The sequence below is a fragment of the Aliidiomarina taiwanensis genome, from assembly GCF_003987015.1.
In the GTDB taxonomy this organism is placed as follows: Bacteria; Pseudomonadota; Gammaproteobacteria; order Enterobacterales; family Alteromonadaceae; genus Aliidiomarina; species Aliidiomarina taiwanensis.
Window position 1 is genome coordinate 47,533 of sequence record NZ_PIPQ01000002.1, and the last position, 17,330, is coordinate 64,862.

At 50.4% G+C, this 17,330-nt stretch carries 22 protein-coding genes; 14 read left to right on the forward strand and 8 right to left on the reverse strand.

Annotation, left to right across the window (positions count from 1 at the left end):
• Nucleotides 1–55: 55 nt before the first annotated feature.
• From CWE15_RS04575 to gpsA, 3 genes are read left to right on the forward strand one after another with little or no spacing between them, the layout of a single operon-like run.
• On the forward strand, nucleotides 56–517 hold the full coding sequence (locus CWE15_RS04575) for a rhodanese-like domain-containing protein (protein WP_157980713.1): 462 nt from the start codon (nucleotides 56–58) through the stop codon (nucleotides 515–517).
• A gap of 34 nt (nucleotides 518–551) precedes the next feature.
• Nucleotides 552–1,049 (forward strand): protein-export chaperone SecB, encoded by a 498-nt coding sequence (gene secB / locus CWE15_RS04580; RefSeq protein WP_126756908.1) that lies wholly within the window; start codon nucleotides 552–554, stop codon nucleotides 1,047–1,049.
• Nucleotides 1,049–2,071: an NAD(P)H-dependent glycerol-3-phosphate dehydrogenase gene (gpsA, locus tag CWE15_RS04585; protein ID WP_126756909.1), complete on the forward strand. Its 1,023-nt coding sequence runs from the start codon at nucleotides 1,049–1,051 to the stop codon at nucleotides 2,069–2,071. The genes secB and gpsA overlap by 1 nt, the downstream gene beginning before the upstream one ends.
• 7 nt (nucleotides 2,072–2,078) lie before the next feature.
• On the opposite strand, the gene radC is transcribed toward gpsA, so the two are convergent.
• Nucleotides 2,079–2,753, reverse strand: coding sequence for a RadC family protein (gene radC / locus CWE15_RS04590; protein ID WP_126756910.1), 675 nt, complete (start codon nucleotides 2,751–2,753; stop codon nucleotides 2,079–2,081).
• 118 nt (nucleotides 2,754–2,871) lie between these two features.
• Here radC and coaBC point away from each other — a divergent pair, with 118 nt between their 5' ends.
• The 6 genes from coaBC (at nucleotide 2,872) to CWE15_RS04620 (ending at nucleotide 6,163) form a co-directional block, all read left to right on the forward strand.
• Nucleotides 2,872–4,116, forward strand: a complete 1,245-nt coding sequence (coaBC, locus tag CWE15_RS04595; protein WP_126756911.1) for a bifunctional phosphopantothenoylcysteine decarboxylase/phosphopantothenate--cysteine ligase CoaBC — start codon at nucleotides 2,872–2,874, stop codon at nucleotides 4,114–4,116.
• On the forward strand, nucleotides 4,106–4,567 hold the full coding sequence (gene dut / locus CWE15_RS04600) for a dUTP diphosphatase (RefSeq protein ID WP_126756912.1): 462 nt from the start codon (nucleotides 4,106–4,108) through the stop codon (nucleotides 4,565–4,567). Before coaBC ends, dut begins: the two co-directional genes overlap by 11 nt.
• A gap of 25 nt (nucleotides 4,568–4,592) precedes the next feature.
• Complete coding sequence (gene slmA, locus CWE15_RS04605; protein ID WP_126756913.1) at nucleotides 4,593–5,186, forward strand: nucleoid occlusion factor SlmA; 594 nt, start codon at nucleotides 4,593–4,595, stop codon at nucleotides 5,184–5,186.
• A 146-nt stretch (nucleotides 5,187–5,332) separates the two neighbouring features.
• Nucleotides 5,333–5,569: a 50S ribosomal protein L28 gene (gene rpmB, locus CWE15_RS04610; protein WP_126756914.1), complete on the forward strand. Its 237-nt coding sequence runs from the start codon at nucleotides 5,333–5,335 to the stop codon at nucleotides 5,567–5,569.
• A 27-nt stretch (nucleotides 5,570–5,596) separates the two neighbouring features.
• On the forward strand, nucleotides 5,597–5,752 hold the full coding sequence (rpmG, locus tag CWE15_RS04615; protein ID WP_126756915.1) for a 50S ribosomal protein L33: 156 nt from the start codon (nucleotides 5,597–5,599) through the stop codon (nucleotides 5,750–5,752).
• A 45-nt stretch (nucleotides 5,753–5,797) separates the two neighbouring features.
• The gene (locus CWE15_RS04620; protein ID WP_126756916.1) at nucleotides 5,798–6,163 is read left to right on the forward strand and encodes a hypothetical protein; all 366 of its coding nucleotides are present in this window, start codon (nucleotides 5,798–5,800) and stop codon (nucleotides 6,161–6,163) included.
• A 4-nt stretch (nucleotides 6,164–6,167) separates the two neighbouring features.
• On the opposite strand, the gene CWE15_RS04625 is transcribed toward CWE15_RS04620, so the two are convergent.
• Nucleotides 6,168–6,830 carry a 2OG-Fe(II) oxygenase gene (locus CWE15_RS04625; protein ID WP_241971847.1) on the reverse strand — a complete coding sequence of 221 codons (663 nt, stop codon included), beginning with the start codon at nucleotides 6,828–6,830 and terminating at the stop codon, nucleotides 6,168–6,170.
• 93 nt (nucleotides 6,831–6,923) lie between these two features.
• On the opposite strand from CWE15_RS04625, the gene CWE15_RS04630 reads away from it, so the two are divergent.
• On the forward strand, nucleotides 6,924–7,424 hold the full coding sequence (locus tag CWE15_RS04630) for a hypothetical protein (RefSeq protein ID WP_126756917.1): 501 nt from the start codon (nucleotides 6,924–6,926) through the stop codon (nucleotides 7,422–7,424).
• A 20-nt stretch (nucleotides 7,425–7,444) separates the two neighbouring features.
• Entirely contained in the window at nucleotides 7,445–8,254 is an 810-nt protein-coding gene (mutM, locus tag CWE15_RS04635; protein ID WP_126756918.1) for a bifunctional DNA-formamidopyrimidine glycosylase/DNA-(apurinic or apyrimidinic site) lyase, read from the forward strand.
• Here the strand turns inward: mutM and bioH are convergent.
• Nucleotides 8,251–9,027, reverse strand: coding sequence for a pimeloyl-ACP methyl ester esterase BioH (gene bioH / locus CWE15_RS04640; RefSeq protein ID WP_126756919.1), 777 nt, complete (start codon nucleotides 9,025–9,027; stop codon nucleotides 8,251–8,253). The genes mutM and bioH overlap by 4 nt on opposite strands.
• Nucleotides 9,028–9,228: 201 nt before the next feature.
• Here bioH and CWE15_RS04645 point away from each other — a divergent pair, with 201 nt between their 5' ends.
• Nucleotides 9,229–9,780, forward strand: coding sequence for a ComF family protein (locus CWE15_RS04645; RefSeq protein WP_126756920.1), 552 nt, complete (start codon nucleotides 9,229–9,231; stop codon nucleotides 9,778–9,780).
• Here CWE15_RS04645 and CWE15_RS04650 read toward each other — a convergent pair.
• Nucleotides 9,777–12,428, reverse strand: coding sequence for a M14 family zinc carboxypeptidase (locus CWE15_RS04650; protein WP_241971848.1), 2,652 nt, complete (start codon nucleotides 12,426–12,428; stop codon nucleotides 9,777–9,779). The genes CWE15_RS04645 and CWE15_RS04650 overlap by 4 nt on opposite strands.
• Before the next feature lie 168 nt (nucleotides 12,429–12,596).
• Here CWE15_RS04650 and nfuA point away from each other — a divergent pair, with 168 nt between their 5' ends.
• Nucleotides 12,597–13,175: a Fe-S biogenesis protein NfuA gene (gene nfuA, locus CWE15_RS04655; RefSeq protein ID WP_126756921.1), complete on the forward strand. Its 579-nt coding sequence runs from the start codon at nucleotides 12,597–12,599 to the stop codon at nucleotides 13,173–13,175.
• A gap of 36 nt (nucleotides 13,176–13,211) precedes the next feature.
• On the opposite strand, the gene CWE15_RS04660 is transcribed toward nfuA, so the two are convergent.
• Nucleotides 13,212–14,288, reverse strand: coding sequence for a polysaccharide deacetylase family protein (locus tag CWE15_RS04660; RefSeq protein WP_126756922.1), 1,077 nt, complete (start codon nucleotides 14,286–14,288; stop codon nucleotides 13,212–13,214).
• A gap of 37 nt (nucleotides 14,289–14,325) precedes the next feature.
• Here CWE15_RS04660 and CWE15_RS04665 point away from each other — a divergent pair, with 37 nt between their 5' ends.
• Nucleotides 14,326–15,603: an MATE family efflux transporter gene (locus tag CWE15_RS04665; RefSeq protein WP_241971849.1), complete on the forward strand. Its 1,278-nt coding sequence runs from the start codon at nucleotides 14,326–14,328 to the stop codon at nucleotides 15,601–15,603.
• Here CWE15_RS04665 and CWE15_RS04670 read toward each other — a convergent pair.
• The 3 genes from CWE15_RS04670 to lexA all read right to left on the reverse strand — a co-directional run bounded on the left by CWE15_RS04670 (nucleotide 15,600) and on the right by lexA (nucleotide 17,275).
• Nucleotides 15,600–16,106, reverse strand: coding sequence for a cytochrome c oxidase assembly protein (locus tag CWE15_RS04670; protein WP_126756924.1), 507 nt, complete (start codon nucleotides 16,104–16,106; stop codon nucleotides 15,600–15,602). The two genes, CWE15_RS04665 and CWE15_RS04670, sit on opposite strands and share 4 nt — an antisense overlap.
• Nucleotides 16,107–16,232: 126 nt before the next feature.
• Complete coding sequence (locus CWE15_RS04675; protein WP_126756925.1) at nucleotides 16,233–16,658, reverse strand: hypothetical protein; 426 nt, start codon at nucleotides 16,656–16,658, stop codon at nucleotides 16,233–16,235.
• Nucleotides 16,655–17,275 (reverse strand): transcriptional repressor LexA, encoded by a 621-nt coding sequence (lexA, locus tag CWE15_RS04680; RefSeq protein ID WP_126756926.1) that lies wholly within the window; start codon nucleotides 17,273–17,275, stop codon nucleotides 16,655–16,657. Before lexA ends, CWE15_RS04675 begins: the two co-directional genes overlap by 4 nt.
• Nucleotides 17,276–17,330 lie beyond the last annotated feature (55 nt).

Below are 17,330 nucleotides of genomic sequence, written 5' to 3' on the forward strand. Positions count from 1 at the left end.
TATAGGGGGTATACTCTGGCCCTATAAATTTTTAGCAGTAATGGTAGGAGAGGTCATGGACCAAATAATTCAGTTTGCTACTGAACATTACATTATGAGCGCTTTATGGTTGGCTGTGCTGGTTATGCTGGTGGTTGACTTAATTAAGCGTGGCTCATCGGCGGTGACAAGCTTATCTGCTCAAGAAGCGACCATAAAGGTGAACCGTGGTGGATTGTTTGTTGATATTCGCAGCGCAGAAGAGTACAACAATGGGCATATTCACGGTGCTCGCAATATTCCACTGCAACAAATTCGCGACGGAAATACAAAAGCCCTTGAGAAATATAAAGACGCCCCCATCATTACTGTATGCAACTATGGAAATACGGCGCGCACGGCAGCATCGCTGTTAGAGAAAGCAGGGTTCAGCCAAGTGTCTATTTTACAAGGTGGCATGCAAGCTTGGAAAGGGGCTAACATGCCTGTCCGTAAAAGTGCTGCAAGCGCTGACAAGCAGAAGAAGAATAAGAAATAAACTAATTTAACAATAAACTCTGAAGGTATTTATTATGGCTGACGAACAGCAAAACGCAGGCGCACAAGAAGCGCAACAACAAGAACCACAATTCGCTATTCAGCGCATTTATGTAAAAGATGTATCGTTTGAAGCGCCAAATTCGCCAGCGATCTTCCGCAAAGAGTGGACGCCAAATGTAAGCGTTGACATGAATGTGTCGAACAACAAACTTGAAGACAACTTGCATGAAGTCGTGCTAACCCTCACGGTAAAAAACACCATTGGTGAAGAAACGGCATTCCTTTGTGAAGTAGCTCAAGCCGGTATTTTTGCTATTGGCGACCAGGTACCTGAAGACCAGTTACCACAGTTGCTTGCGGCATTCTGCCCGAACATTCTATTCCCATATGCGCGTGAAGCCATTGCCAACCTAGTAAACCGTGGTACGTTCCCACAGCTTAACCTAGCGCCAGTGAACTTTGACGCCGTTTACGCACAGCACGTTCAGCAGCAACAACAAGCAGCTGAAGGCCAAAAACTGGACGCGTAATGAGCAGCACATGTGACCCACAAGTGGTAACAGTGTTAGGGGCGGGGTCGTACGGCACCGCCCTTGCTATTTGTATTGCCAGAAAAGGCACTCGCACTTTGTTGTGGGGGCGCGATAAAGCCGCCATGCAGGCAATGGCCGAGCAGCGCTGTAATGCCCGCTACTTACCCGATATTGAGTTTCCAGACACCCTCGAGCCTGTGTCCGACTTAAATGCAGCGGTTGCCGCTTCGCAGATAGTGTTGGTGGTGGTGCCCAGTTATGGTTTTGCCGATGTGTTAACGCAAATAAAACCAGCACTGTGTGACTCAGCCCGTGTGGCGTGGGCTACCAAAGGGCTAGAGCCAGAAACGGGGCGCCTGCTGTCGGACGTTGCCCAGGATATTTTAGGTGAAACGCGACCCCTTGCGGTGCTTTCAGGGCCAACCTTTGCCAAAGAAATGGCCGCGGGTATGCCAACGGCCATTTCAGTGGCAGCCACACAGCCTGACTTTGTCCGGGTACTGTCCGAAACCTTACACTGCGACAAGTCTTTCCGTGTGTATTCCAATGACGACTTCATTGGTATGCAAGTAGGTGGGGCCATTAAGAACGTGATTGCCATTGGCGCAGGCATGGCCGACGGTATTGGGTTTGGTGCCAATGCCCGCACAGCCCTTATTACCCGAGGCTTAGCTGAGCTAACCCGGTTAGGTATGGCGCTGGGTGCAAAAGCAGAAACCTTTACCGGTATGGCCGGGCTAGGTGACTTAATTTTAACCTGCACGGACAATCAGTCGCGTAATCGCCGATTTGGTTTGGCGATTGGCCAAGGCAAGTCGGTGGACGAAGCCATGGCCAGCATTGGTCAAGCGGTCGAAGGGTACCGAAATACGCGGGAAGCCTTTACCTTATCGAAACGTCACCAGGTGGAAATGCCTATTGTCGAGCAGCTTTATCAAGTGCTTTATAATGGCAAAGAGCCACGACAAGCCGCCTTGGACCTGCTGGGCCGTTCACAAAAAAGCGAAAGCCTAACCTAAAGTTAGGCTAGAGCAACCCCCGTTCGGCAAAGGACACGGTTTCCCCAGCTCCAATCACAAAGTGGTCAAGTACGGCCACGTCGATAGTGCGCAAGGCTTCCTGAATGCGTTCTGTGACCCGTTTGTCTGCTTGGCTGGGTTCGGCCACCCCGCTTGGGTGGTTGTGTGCCAAAATAATGGCTGCGGCATTGCGCTCTAATACCAATTTAACAATTTCGCGCGGGTATACGGGCGCGGCGTTAATAGTGCCAAAAAATAACTCTTCGTAATGCAGCAGCCTGTGTTGGTTGTCAAGCAGTAGCAGGGCGAATACTTCTCTGTCTTGGTGGCGCAATTTGGTGGCGAGGTAGTCGCGCACCAGTTGCGGGTTGGTAAAGCCTTTGCCGAGCTTTAAGGTGCTGGCAAGGTAGCGCCGCGACAATTCTAAGATAACCTGAATTTGCATGCAGCGGGCCATGCCAACGCCATGTAACGTACGCAATTGGGTAGCTGGCATGGAAAGCAGCTCGGCTAACCCACCGGCTTGTTGCAAAATGCTGCGAGCCCAAGACATAACATCTTGGCCGGCGGTGCCTGTACCAAACAGTACGGCCAATAATTCAGCGTCACTTAAAGACTGTGAACCGTGGGCTGCAAGTTTCTCTCGGGGACGTTCGGCCACCGGCCATTCACGAATATGCATGATTCCTCCTTGAATCAAATAAGGGGTACTCAGTTGACAGGCTTTTTTGGAAGAATCTCGCCAAGTCAACTTGGTACGTGTTAATCTAACGTAAGTGCTCATTAGATAAAGAACAACTATGTCAGGGCTAAAAAACCGTAAGTTATTGCTGATTGTGACCGGCGGTATCGCCGCTTACAAAACTCCAGAGTTAGTGCGCCGCTTGGTGGAACGCCAAGTGCAGGTGCGTGTGGTCATGACAAAAGGCGCCCAAGCCTTTATTACACCACTGACCTTGCAAGCCGTATCAGGCAACCCCGTGCATGACGATTTACTTGATCCTGCGGCAGAAGCAGCCATGGGTCATATTGAATTGGCCCGCTGGGCCGACTTAATTGTGGTTGCCCCAGCCACTGCAAGCGCCATGGCGCGCTTAGCGCATGGCTTTGCTGACGACCTGTTTTCCACCTTATGCTTGGCGACGGACGCGCCCATTGCGGTGGTGCCGGCGATGAACCGACTGATGTGGGCGGCGCCGGCAGTGCAACGGAACGTAGACTTACTGAAAGCCGACGGCAAGTTAATTTGGGGGCCTGGTGAAGGCTCGCAAGCCTGTGGTGAAGTGGGTGCGGGGCGCATGCTTGAGCCCCATGAAATATTGCAGCAAGTGACCAGTTTCTTTGACAAAACCGTTGCTATTTCTGCAGAAAGCAAAACATTACAGGGCGAACACGTGGTGATTACCGCAGGCCCCACCCGCGAGCCTTTAGACCCGGTACGCTATTTAAGTAACCACAGCAGCGGCAAAATGGGTTTTGCATTGGCTGAAGCGGCCGCAAAGGCAGGTGCCCAGGTCACTCTGATTGCTGGACCGGTTCACCTGGCGACTCCTGCTGGGGTGCACCGAGTGGATGTGGAAAGCGCGTTGGACATGCAGCAGGCTGTAGCCGCAAGCTTGCCCGACTGTACCCTGTTTATTGGCTGTGCCGCGGTTGCCGACTTTCGTGCTGAGCAGGTTGGTGCTGAAAAAATTAAGAAAACAGCCGATAGCGACACCATGGCGTTAACACTGACCAAAAACCCGGACATATTAGCTTGGGTGGCGGAACAGCCAAAGGCGCCCTTTACGGTTGGTTTTGCCGCAGAAACCCAAAAGGTTGCAGAGTACGCTCAGGCAAAATTGAAACGCAAAGGAATTCGCATGATCGTGGCGAACGATGTTAGCAACAGTGCTCTTGGCTTTAATAGCGACGACAACGCAGCGGAGGTGTTCTGGTATGCAGCCACTGGGGAAGTCACCAGCCGTTGCTTCCAGCAGCGCAGCAAAACCCAATTGGCCACCGATTTAATTGAACTGATTAGCGAGCAGAAACATGAGCAATAAAAGCATTGATGTGAAAATTTTAGACCCGCGTGTTGGCCGCGAGTTTCCCTTACCTGCCTACGCCACCGAAGGCTCAGCTGGAATGGACTTACGGGCTTGCTTGTCCTCCACGCTTACCTTAGAGCCCGGCCAAACGGCGCTTGTGAAAACGGGCATTGCTATTCATATTGGCGACCCAAACCTCGCGGCCACCTTGCTACCTCGTTCTGGTTTAGGCCATAAGCACGGAATTGTGTTAGGTAACCTGGTGGGGTTAATTGACTCGGACTACCAAGGAGAGTTGATGGTGTCGGTGTGGAACCGTGGTACCACCACGTTTAGCATTGAACCGGGCGACCGCATTGCACAAATGGTTATTTTACCCGTGGTGAAAGTAGACTTTAATATTGTAGAAGAGTTTGTAGAAAGCGATCGGGGCGAGGGTGGTTTTGGCCACTCTGGTCGACAATAAGAATTCGCAAAGGAACACAATGACTATGGCAACGGAACGAAAACAAAACCGCAAGGAAGAAATTTTAGGTACGCTTGCGCACATGCTGGAAACCAGTTTAGGCAAGCCCATTACCACAGCACGCTTAGCGGCTGAAGTAGGGGTGTCGGAAGCCGCTTTGTACCGCCACTTCCCGTCGAAAGCAAAAATGTTTGACGACTTGATCAATTTGATCGAAGACATTTTGCTTGGCTCCACCAACCGCATGTTGGAGCAAGAAAAAAACACCATGACCCGTGTGCGGGAAATGCTGTTAATTTTGTTCCGTTTGGTGGAGCAAAGCCCAGGTATGAGCCGTATGCTGACTGGCGACGCTTTAATGGGCGAACATGAGCGCCTACGCCTTCGTATTGTCATGCTGTTCGACAAGTTTGAAAGCCAGATGAAACAGGTTTTACGCGAGCGCCGTTTACGTGAAGGAGCGGAATTTGCGACGGACGAAAGCGTTTTATCGAATGTTGTTATGGCATATGCAGAGGGAAAACTGTTACAATTCGTCCGATCTGGATTTAAAACCAAGCCTACCGCCCAATTCGACACTCAATGGGCGTTGATCGAACGGCAGCTTTTAGGATCATAATTCACCTGAATTATGGAAAAGATCAGCAAATTTCAAGAAATCGCTTGCTTTTAGAGCGATATTTTTGTATAAATTGCGCCCTCGAATTTAGGGCAAAGCCATTATGGCTATCAGGCGAGCTGCAAGCAATTTCGGAGTAAAAGATAATGTCTCGAGTATGTGAAGTAACAGGAAAGCGGCCAATGGTTGGTAACAACCGTTCACACGCAAGAAATGCGACCCGCCGTCGATTCCTGCCAAACCTGCAATCACACCGTTTCTGGGTAGAAAGCGAGAAGCGTTGGGTGAAACTGCGTGTTTCAACAAAAGGTATGCGTATCATCGACAAGAACGGTATCGACACCGTACTTGCTGACCTGCGTGCCAAAGGTATCCGGGTTTAATCCGGTTAGAACGAAAGGAAAAATACGATGCGCGATAAAATCCGTCTGATTTCTTCTGCTGGTACAGGATATTTCTACACCACAGATAAAAACAAACGTAACATGCCAGGAAAATTTGAGATCAAAAAATACGATCCAGTTGTCCGCAAGCATGTGCTTTTTACTGAAGCACGAATGAAATAATAAAAACCCGGCCTTGGCCGGGTTTTTTATCTCTGCACTATGCCTATGCACTACCTGTTCAAAGCGGGCCAACGGCTCCGTACCTTTTATATCCTCGTCATGCTCTCGTACTTGCCTCCTTTTGTGTGGAAGCTGGTTACAGGACAAGGCGTTTACCAACATGCCTACCACATTCTACTTGTACTATTAGCTTCTGGCGTTGCCACGGGGACCCATAAAGCCAGCCCACGGCTCAGCCTTTTCTTAGCCGCTTCCATGGCGCTTTGTGTTGGCATTTTAATTCTCGACGCTTTGGGTGTTCGCTTTGTGATGGGCGTTTCTCTTGCGGCCTTGGCTCTTTTGGTGTTGTCCTTGCTTGGCTATTACGGCGCCTGGGCGCTAGCCCTCATAAAGCGCTGGCGCCGTAAATAGAACCTTATGCGGGCGGGTCAATGCGTTGGCCTAAGCTCGCATTATGACGAAACCAACCGGTCATACTAAACCGTAGGCGGTGAGCTAATGTCACTTCGTGTACAAAGGTGTCGCTTAAAAACATCACCAAGGTAGACTGGGTGGGCAGCACCCGCTCTAGTACTTGGTTGTTCTCGCCATAAATAATCAGTTCACCCCCGTCTTCTTCGCGCCAATTAGGGTTTAAGTAGAAAACCGTTGAGAGTACCCGGTTGCTTCTGCCTTTAAAGGCGTCTAAATGGCGTTTGTAGCGGCTTCCAGGTTGATATCGGGCTAAGTGGCATTCGTAGTCGAATAAGCCCATAAACAGGCTGCGGTTAAGCATAGTGCGAAGGTGTTCCATTAACTCGAGCCAACGAGCCTCAATAGGCTGCTCTTCGCTGAGCCAGTGAATTTGGTCGCTGCGTATGCCGGTATTCACAGTATGTTGTTTTTCACGGCCAATACCCGCAAGGTGCCAATGGTGGTCGGGGAGTTCTTGGGCGTATTGGTACAGTAAGTTGGCTTCCGCTTCTGCTAAAAAGTCGGGTATGATGACATAGCCTTGTTCGGCAAGCGCGCCGCATATGAAGTCTTGAGTGGCACTTTGGTGAAGTGCGCTATCACGAATAAAACATAAACGTGTCAATAACGTGTAACTCCTAAAGTGATAAAGTAAGAACACTCAGTATAAACTTATATGAGCCGACTGAGTATTCTTTTAAAAGGGCAGGCGTAAACCATGGCAAAACATTCGAAAAAAGACAGCAACTACCGCACCATACTTGGCTTTACGTTAAGCAAGAAAGGGTGGAATAATGTGCTGATCTATCTAGTGCTTATTCTTATGTTTGTGTTTTATTTTATGCAGCACGACAGCGGTAAAATTGCCGCACAAGCGGGTTGGCAACCATTTTCGGAACGTACGCTTGTGGCCATAGCTGACCATAAGGTGGCGCTTATACGGGTTGGTAACCAGTGGCAAGTGCAGCGGGGTGAACCCTTAGCTGAAGACGCCCAAAGCCGATGGTTACAAGCTTGGCAACAGCTCACCTTAAAACCAACAGAAGCCTTACTGCAAGGGCGAGAGTACCAAGTGGAACTAACCTTTGCCGACACAGAGGGCAGTGTGCGCGTGGGCGTGTTTTTTTATAACGGTGAAGCCTTAGTGGCACTGCCAGGCGCCGACACTGTATTTCGTGTGACAAGTTCACAGCGGGACTTACAAGCCCACCACTTTTAATAAGTTGAAGGACCCTAGTAGTGCCTGAATTACCTGAAGTTGAAGTAAGCCGGTTGGGTATTACACCCTATTTAGAGCAGCAAACTGTCGCCAAGGTGAATATTCACCATAAGCAACTGCGTTGGCCCATACCCGACGAGGTAGCCTTGCTTGAGGGCCAAGTAATACAGCGAGTGCAGCGCCGAGCCAAGTATTTGTTGCTGGAAAGTGCGCCGGGCACCTTGGTACTTCACTTGGGTATGTCGGGGCATTTAAAAGTGCTCCCTGCAGGCACGCCCTTGGTCAAGCATGACCACTTTGAGTTGATTACCGCCGCCGGGCAAAGCCTGCGGCTAAACGACACCCGCCGCTTCGGCTGTGTGCTTTGGCAAACAGACGACAACCCCTTAAGTCAGCTAGCCCATTTAGGGCCAGAGCCCCTTTCAGACGCATTTACCGATGACCATTTGTTTACCCATTCGCGCGGGCGCCAAGCGTCGGTGAAAACGTTTATCATGGACAATAAAGTGGTGGTGGGTGTTGGTAATATTTATGCCAACGAGGCTTTGTTTATGAGTGGTATCGACCCTCGCCGCGCAGCCGGGCGAATTAGTAAGGCGCGTTACCTGAAATTAACCCAGGCTATTCGGCTGGTGTTAGCGCGAGCAATAGAGCAGGGCGGCACCACCTTGAAAGACTTTAGTCGTACCGACGGTCAACCCGGCTACTTCGCCCAAGAACTCGCCGTGTATGGGCAAGCAGGCAAACCCTGCCCACAGTGTGAACGGCCGCTAAGTGAGGCCCGCATTGGCCAGCGAAACACCATTTTTTGCAAGCGTTGCCAAACTTAAATATTACTACGTACAAAGGCTAATAATGTTTGGCAAAAGTGTGCAGGCTCATTCAAAAAAGGCGTATGAGCGCTGTCGTTGAACACTTCCATATGGTCAATGGGTTTGTGTATTTGCTCCGCTTGCGCCACAGGCACCAAGCTGTCGCGGCGGCCATAAATACGCAAGCTTGGGCAACTTAGCTGGGTAAATGCTTCGCGCAGGTCAATATGCTGTAGCCAGTTCAAACCAGCAAGCAGGGCTTCTGGTGCTGGGCTTGGGGCATGAGTCAACAGCTGGCTTAAAGCCCGTATGTCGTCTTTCATGTGGGGGCTGCCCATGGCTTGCACGGCAATAAAACGTTCAATGGTGGCTTTGTAGTCACGTTTCAGTTGCTTTTCAAACGCGGCCAGTACAGTAGGCTGAATGCCGGGCCAGTGGTCTGCTTGAGCAAACTTTGGCGTGCTTGCAACAAGTGCCAGCCGTTGCACGTTCAAATTGCCTCGAGCTGCCAAAGCGGTTGCAAACAAGCCGCCCATAGACCAGCCTAATAAATTCACCGGCCCCGTTTCGTGTTGCAGTAAGTGCTGCTCGAGAGCGGTAACCGCTTGCTCGAAATCTTCATAGCTCGCATGCCAAGGGCTTTGACCATAGCCGGGCAAATCCACCGTACGCATACGCAGCGAGTCTGTTAGTTCGTTCAAAATTGGCTGCCATACACCTTGATGCATCCCCCAGCCATGAAGAAACACCCAAGAGGCACCTGTGCCGTGTACGCTATCGCTGATTGTCATGGTGTAAAACCCCTGCCTGCACTACTACTGAAAACGACGAATGAAGGTATGGTAGCTAGGTTCAGCAAGGGGGGCAAAAACATTTTTAAATTAACAACAAGCTGTACGTTATGTGCTGGGGCGGTGGCCCGTTGGTATGGGTTGTGCCTAACGTGTTTTGCCGACTTGCCTCGCTGTCCGCCACGTAACTTAAGAGCCTACATGCACCGTGCACCAGAGGGTGTGCGTTTACTTCTGGCAGCCTTGTGGTACCAGGCGGAAGTGCGCTTGTGGCTCCATGAGTTTAAGTTTCTAGGTCGTACTATTGAGGCAAACGCCATGGCGGCGCTGCTTGCTGCTCAAGTTATTACTTATTATCGGCGACGGCAATTACGGTTGCCGCAATTTTTAGTGCCTGTACCCATGACAGGGCGAGCATGGGCTGCACGGGGGTATAACCAAGCTGAACTCTTAGCCCAGGCAGTGAGTAAAGAATTAGGTATTCCTGTGCTTTTCCTGGTGCAACGGACGCGGCAAAACAAAAAGGCCCATCGGCTGAATGCACAAGAGCGAGCAGAAGGGTTGCAGCAGAGTTTTCGATTTCAAGGGAAAGGGAGTTTTACCTATGGGACGCGCTTGGCGTTAATAGATGATGTGTTAACAACAGGCGCCACACTTGAGGCTGTCGCTTTAGCGATACCCCAAGCGGGCGTTATTATTGACGCTTGGACAGTGGCCTATACACCCCCGCCCAAGCTGAGCACCCAACCTTAGTGGCTGTGTGCTTCTTCGTTGGCTTCTTCTTCCTCTTCGTCGGCTGCTGTGCCGTACACATACTGCGACCAGTAAATGGCATTACTCAGTAGCTTAGAAGTACCCCAGAAGAAGGCACGGAAGTTGAGGTTGTCGGCAAAGCCAATAACACGGCCTGCACCTAAACGGTGCGCCACAATAGCCGACTTGCCGCCCAGTACAGCGCGGTTTCCTTCCGAGGTAAAGCCAGCCAGAACTGGCTGTTCTGTGTAGCGCGCCACATCAACGAAGGGTGCTTCATTCACTTCAAAAGCAACCGTGCTGTTTTTGAACACAGGTAGTTCGTTACGCGGATAACCAACAGTGAGAGGGTGTGTTAAGTCGAGCTTGGCATTGAAAATAGCACCGGCCACACGTTGCTGCGCAAAGAAGTCGCTGCGGTCGCCGTAGCTTAAGCCTTCAGTTGGGAACTGTTCTTCAAAGGCGCTTTGCGCAACGGGCGTTGCTTTTAGCAGGTTGTTTTCACTTAACCAAACAGCTCCACCTTTTTGGCCAATAATAGTACCACCGTTACGTATCCAGCTCGTTAGCTGATTGCGGTGCTTCTCTGTGAGGCTGCTGTAACGTCCATTCACCATAATAATATGAGTGTAGCGAGACAGGTCGGTGCGGCTGAGGCGATCCAGTTCAACCTTACTAACCGGCAGATTCACGTGGCGGTCTAGGTAGTACCACACTTCACCCGCTTCTTGGGTATTTACCCCATGACCAACCAACATGAGAACGCTGGGTGTGCGCGCAGGGTCGATGCTGCGGCTACCAATGTCCATGCCGGTTGTTGGGGTTAGCCCAGAGGTTAACGTGGCCACTTCAATTTCGTTGCTGTCAGCAAAGGCTTGCAGATGTTCGCGCACCTGTGCCCATGGCATGCTTTGGTATGCACGGGTCACAATAACAGCGCCGCGCTCAAAAGCTTTGGTGCCTTCTGGCGTGCGTACTGTGACAGGGTCGACTGCAAGGCGAGCATGAATGCCTTTCTGTTGAAGCTGTGTTAATAAGCGTGGCGCGAAGTAGTGATCCCAGCCGAACATATAGCCCACACGGGTTTCACCTAGGTTGTTACCTGCAAATGCTTCCGGACCAGTCCAAACCTGGTCACTCACTTTGAAACGGCGGCTGGTGCGCACAGCTTCAAATTCCACGTTAAAGGCCATTGGCAAGGTCCATGCCGAAACATCGTAGAAGGTGTTGTCGGGGAAGTCTTGACGGGTGCTGAACGCGCCTTTTAATAGGCGGTAGTTTCGCTGCACCACAGGCACATAGTACGAAGTGCCGGCACTATAGGTTTTACCATTGTGCTTGAACGTGTCGGTCACTGGGTAGGCGTCTATGCGATGCTGGCGCAAAATATTCAGCAGCTCTGTCATACGCGCGTCGCCTTGTTCGGCACGCAGCAAGAAGCCGTCATGGCGCTCGGCTTTCGCAAGCTCAATGTTTTCTTTGAAAAAGCGCTGTTGGAAGTCAAGCAGGCCAGCGCGCTCTTCATAGGCTCCACGAATAGTAGAAAGCGAAGTAACAAACTGGTTACGCACCGAGAATGGGAAAGTAATGACGCCATTCACAGTATCTTGGACGTGGCCACGGCTGGAAGCCTGCTCAAACAAAATACCAATGGTGCCTTGAGCGTCTGGATAGCTGGAGCCTTTACCGTAATAAAAGTCGTCGAAGGACTCTTCCGTGTAGTACAGGCTATTAATTTCGTCGAGTGCTTCCGCATGGTATTCCGCAAGCTTCTCGGTAAAGGTCACGTTTTCATCCGGCGTGTCTGGGTTTTTCCGTGAAGGAATACCAGGCTGGAAGAAGTACGTAGAGCTACTGCCCATTTCATGGTGGTCAGTAAGCACGTTTGGCAGCCATGCTTGGTATACAGCAATACGAGCACGCGACTCTGGGTGTTGCAGTAAAAGCCAGTCACGGTTTAAGTCAAACCAATAATGGTTTTGACGGCCACGAAGCCAAGACTGGTTGTGCTCGACGTCTTGTGTGTCTGTGCCCTGGGTCATGCTGCGGAATTGGTTTGCCCACTGAGCAAAGCGACCAAGGCCGTCTGGGTTTAGTGACGGGTCAAGTAAAATAACGGTATTGTCTAACCAGGCGTCAATTTCTTCGCCTTGGGCCGCCGCTAAATAATAGGCTGTTAACAGAGAAGCGTTGGAGCCAGACGACTCGTCGCCGTGCACACTAAACCCTGCATAAATGACAAGAGGGGCTGACGCAGCGTCTACGTTTTGGCTCGGGTCTGAAACCGCTAAGTGCGCTTGACGCATTTCTTCTAGGCGGTCTTTGTTTTTCGCTGCACTGACTTTCACAATTACCAAAGGACGTTGCTCGTGTGTGCGGCCAATTTCTTCAATAGTGAAGCGGTCGCTGTGCTCAGCAAGCACTTCCATGTAACGCACCAGCATGTCGTGGCGTACATGCCATTGTCCTACTTCGTGCCCTAACACCTCGGCAGGAGTGGGTACACTTGGGTCGTAGCTAACGTTTTTCGGTAAGTAATAATCCAGCGTCACATTGTCGATGTCGCGGCCGCCGTCGTAGGCATGGGCCGAAACTCCCAACGTAAACAGCATGAGAAAGGCGCTGACGCGCATAAACCATTTTTGCATGTGTTGATTCCTCTTGTTTAAGTGCCAACACGCTAGCAAAAGTGTAGTAGCTGGGCTAGCGAATCACTATGCAATGCCCGTAGTTTGCGATAGAATAAACCATACTGATTTAGTCGGGTATTCCGACGTATTTAAATAGCAAGTTAACCAAAAGAAGGTGATTGCAGGATGATTCGTATTTCCGACAGTGCTCAAAAGCATTTCCGCGAGCTTCTTAAAGAGCAAGAAGACGGCACAAATATTCGTGTTTTCGTGGTGAATCCAGGGCAAGCAAATGCTGAGTGTGGCGTTTCTTATTGCCCACCCTCATCTATGGAAAGTGACGATATTATTCTTCCGTTTTCAGGGTTTGACGCCGTGGTGGACGAGCAAAGTGCGCCCTTCTTAGAAGACGCAGAAATTGACTATGTTGAACAAGAGCTTGGTTCACAGCTTACGCTGAAGGCACCCAATGCGAAAGCAAAAAAAGTTGCCGACGACGCTCCATTAATTGAGCGCGTAGACTACATGATACAAAGCCAAATAAACCCGCAGCTAGCGAGCCATGGTGGTCAAGTTGTTGTGACTGAAATTACCGACGACGGCATTGCCATATTGCAGTTTGGTGGTGGTTGTAATGGCTGTGCCATGGTCGACGTCACCTTACAAAACGGTATTGAAAAGCAATTGTTAGCTGAGTTCCCAGGCGAGCTCAAAGGGGTACGTGACGCCACTGAGCACGCGCCGGGTGAGCACTCGTACTACTAATCCTTCCGTTGTGCGAGCGTTAGCAAAGGCCCGAGCTTAATCGGGCCACTGCCCTTGCTGGTCTTGTCGAATCCACTGCATGGAAAACCAATAGTAACGGCCCCGCAAAGACTTGCTTGGGGCCGTACAATTATAGCGTGAGCGTCCAACCGGTAGGTCTTTGTTGGTTTGCACGCGAAAACGAGTTTCTGAAAGCCATTCTGGCTTATAAATTTCCCCACTAATAAAACACTGCACCTGATGTGTATGTATGTCTGCGGTATCCATTTCTACTTCCACATAGGGCTTGGTTTCGTGGTAAGCCAGCAGTGTGTCTTCGTACTTTAAGTTGGTCACAGGAAAGTTTAAAGCAGCCATTTTGGTGTCAAGCGTATTGATGTTCGAATAAATGCCTGCGGCTGCAAAACGTGGAATAGCCTGCATATCCGAACGAGGGCCAGCACCGCCTGAATGCTGGCCAAAAGCTGTGTAACCTAACTCTTTCACTATAGCTTTTAATGCATTGTCGTACTCACCGTATGGGTAAGCAAAAAGCTTATGCTGAATGCCGACATGCTGTTCCAGCAGCGCTTGTGCGTTTTCTATGTTCTCGACGACACGGGTGCGCCAGGCATCGTTGGACTCATTGGCTTTACGCATGGGCAGGTGCGCATGATCACTGCTGTGGTTTGCAATGACCACTCCTTCTTGGTGCAGCGTTTGCAGTTGTGTCCAGCTCATATAGTGACCAGGGGTGTCGCCAATAAAGTCCGTGCTAACAAACAAGGCCCAAGGCATATTAAATTCTTTCAAAATGGGCCGAGCGGCATTAAATATATTTTGGTAAGCGTCGTCAAAGGTAATAACGACAGACTTTTCAGGTAGTTCCTTTTCACCACGCATACCAGCTAGGGCGTGGTGTAAGTCAATCACTGCAAAGTTATTGTCGCGCAGGTAGCCTAAGTGGCTGCGCAGTTCGTCGGGGGACACACTGGTTACTCGGGGCGTGGTTTCGCTGACATGGTGGTACAATAAAATACTGACTGATTGTGCATAAGTACTGGCGCTAAAAAGCAGAAGTCCAAATAAACTTATGGCACGTGCTAACCGGTGAAAGGGTGTTCGATTCAGCATGCAAGCCTCTTTAATTACAAAAAAACATCATAAAACAATGTTCGCAATTGCCTTGCCCATGGTGGTTTCGAATATCGCGGCACCACTCCTTGGGCTTGTAGATACGGCCATCATAGGTCATTTGCCCGACGCTATCTACTTAAGTGCAGTGGCGCTTGGGGCTATGGTGGTCAGTTTTATCTATTTATTGGCCGTGTTTTTACGTATGTCCACCACGGGGCTTATTGCCCAAGCCTTTGGCGCGCAAGACATAAAGGCACAACGTCAGGTGTTCTTTGACGGCGCTTTGTTTGCCCTCGTGTTGGGTCTAGGTGTGCTGGCGCTCAGCCCGTTCTTGTTGCCTTTGGTTTGGCATGTGGTGGAAGCCTCAGGCCCATTGCAAGAATTAACTGCACGCTACATTCAAATTCGGTTTTGGGGCGCCCCGGCAGCCATGCTCACCCTGGTGATGTTGGGCGTATTGCTAGGCCTGCAAAAAGCCCGTCATGCCATGATATTAGTAATTGCCACCAACGCCATTAATGTGGTGGGCGACGTGGTGCTGATTATTGGCTTGGACATGAATGTCACCGGTGCTGCATTGGCAACAGTTCTAGCGGAGTGGGTGTCAGCTGGGCTGGGCTTGTACTTTGTTGCTCAGCATTTAGGCTTGAGGCGGAAAGACTTTCCTAAGGCAAGCCTGAGCAGGCTGCGCGCCATGTTTCAACTCAACCGCGACATTTTTATACGCTCTATATTATTGCACGCCTGCATGGCCTTGATGACCATTTGGGCCAGTTACCAAGGCCAGCTGTATGTGGCCGCAAACGCGGTACTGCTTCAGTTCTTAACGCTTATTTCGTTAGGCTTAGACGGTGTCGCTTATTCAGCGGAAGCGCTTATTGGCGAGTCCAAAGGCAAGAAAGACAGTCAAGCTGGGCGTGTTTGGTTGCGGGTTTGTTTATTTTGGTCAGGCGTTTTTGCCGTAGCCTATGCGCTTGTGTTTGCGTTGTTTGGTAGCGCTATTATCCAGCTGATCACGGACATCCCCGAAGTAATTGCCACCGCCCGAGTGTACTTGCCTTGGGTTGTGCTTCTGCCTTTACTGGCCCATTGGAGTTACTTGTTTGACGGAGTTTTTATTGGGGTTTCAGCCAGTACCGCCATGCGTAACACCATGGCGACGGCAGCTTTTTGCGTGTACCTCCCTGTGTTGTGGCTGAGCCAAGAGTTAGGAAACCATGGTCTGTGGCTAGCGCTTTCCTGCTTTATGCTGGCGCGGGGTGTGGCACAGGCCTGGGTGTTGAAGCGACGTCAATTACTCCAGTTTGCCTAAGTGTCTGAAGCTTCGGTAAAAGAGAGGTGCTGCACTGAAAACTGTAATTCCACTTGTTCAACACGCGCAGGCATACCTTGGCTGAGCACAAAGGAAATGGGTACCTGCATACTGGCCTTCGGGTCTAACTGTAGGCGCTGAAAACAGGCGCAGGTCAGTTTATTCAGGTATAAATTGGCCACCCCAGGCCAAATACGGCTATTTAGCTCAAAGCTGACAGTTTGGGTGCTTGTATTGGTTAGGGTGATAAAGCTATACACAGGCTGACCAACCGCCAAATATTGCAGCGGTTGGTGTTGACCTAGGCGAACGACATGGTGGCTCTGTTCCTTAAATACAAAACGCATGGGGAGGCGTTTAGCAGTGTCAGCGATTGTTGGCAAGCTGTGGTCTAACAGGAAGTATTCGTCGCCGAGCGGCCTGTGCGGATAAAGAGGGAGCAGTGCATAGCCAACGGCAAAGAGCATAACGGCCATTGCGACTCCGGGAATGATGCCTTTCATAGCTTGCTGTACGCTTATGTGGGTGTGTTGCCATGAGTGTAGAGGCAGGCAGGGGGGAAAGGTAGTCCGCTAAAGCTGAAAAAAAAGGGGCTGCAGAGTACAGCCCCAACAAACACCCCATGGGGATTAGTGGAGTTGGGGATTTGCTTCAGAGTTGGTAAACACAAAGCTTAAGCTTTTGCTGTTTTTTGCTACCAATTGCAGGCGCTTTTCGTCACGCTCGCTGCAGTGAGGAAGCCAAGCAATAACCAACTGGCTGTTATTTAACAGCAATGCTTGCTCTGTGGCCCATAGGGCGGTTTCTGATGAGTTTGGCGCGATGCAGCGAATACGCTCTTTATGAATACCGGCACGCTTTAATTGCTCGAGAAACTCAGCCGAGGGGCGGCCAATTAAGGTAACCCACTGGTTGTCCTGATGACGCATGCTACTGACCGCAGCCCATAATTGTTGGCTAGCCTCTTCATAGGAAGCTGTGGCTTTGGCTGGTGTTGGCTCGTGGCCCCACATGCCTGGGTGTAAGCGTTGTTTATTAGACAGAAAAAACTTCATTGCAACCCTCCATTACGAATAACGCCAACAGCTAAGCCTTCAATGGTGAGCGGTTGATATTCTAGGTCCACCCGAATAATTGAAAACTCGTCGTTTTCAGGGTGAAGAAGAACAACACTGCCTTTCCGCTCAAACCGCTTCACTGTTACGTCATCTTCAATACGTGCGACCACCACTTGGCCGTTGCGTACTTCTTGTGTTTTATGTACGGCGAGCAAGTCGCCATCGAAAATACCAATGTCTTTCATGCTCATGCCCGACACACGCAGTAAGAAGTCTGCATGGGGGCTAAACATTTCCTGCTCCACTTTGTAGTGCGCTTCTATATGTTCTTGCGCTAAAATAGGTTCACCGGCGGCGACCCGACCAATTAATGGAAGCCCTTCAAACGCTTCCGGCTCTTCGTCGGCCAAAATACGAATGCCACGGGACGTACCAGGTACCATTTCTATGGCACCTTTTTTTGCTAATGCTTTTAAGTGTTCTTCAGCTGCATTCGGCGAACGAAACCCAAGCTCTTTAGCAATTTCGGCTCGTGTAGGCGGCATACCCGTTGCTTCTATGTGGGTACGAATAAGCTCTAAAATTTCACTTTGTCTAGGTGTTAATGGTCGCATCGTCTCTGCCTGTTTATCTATACAGTGTGCTGTCAGTATATACAGTATTTTAACC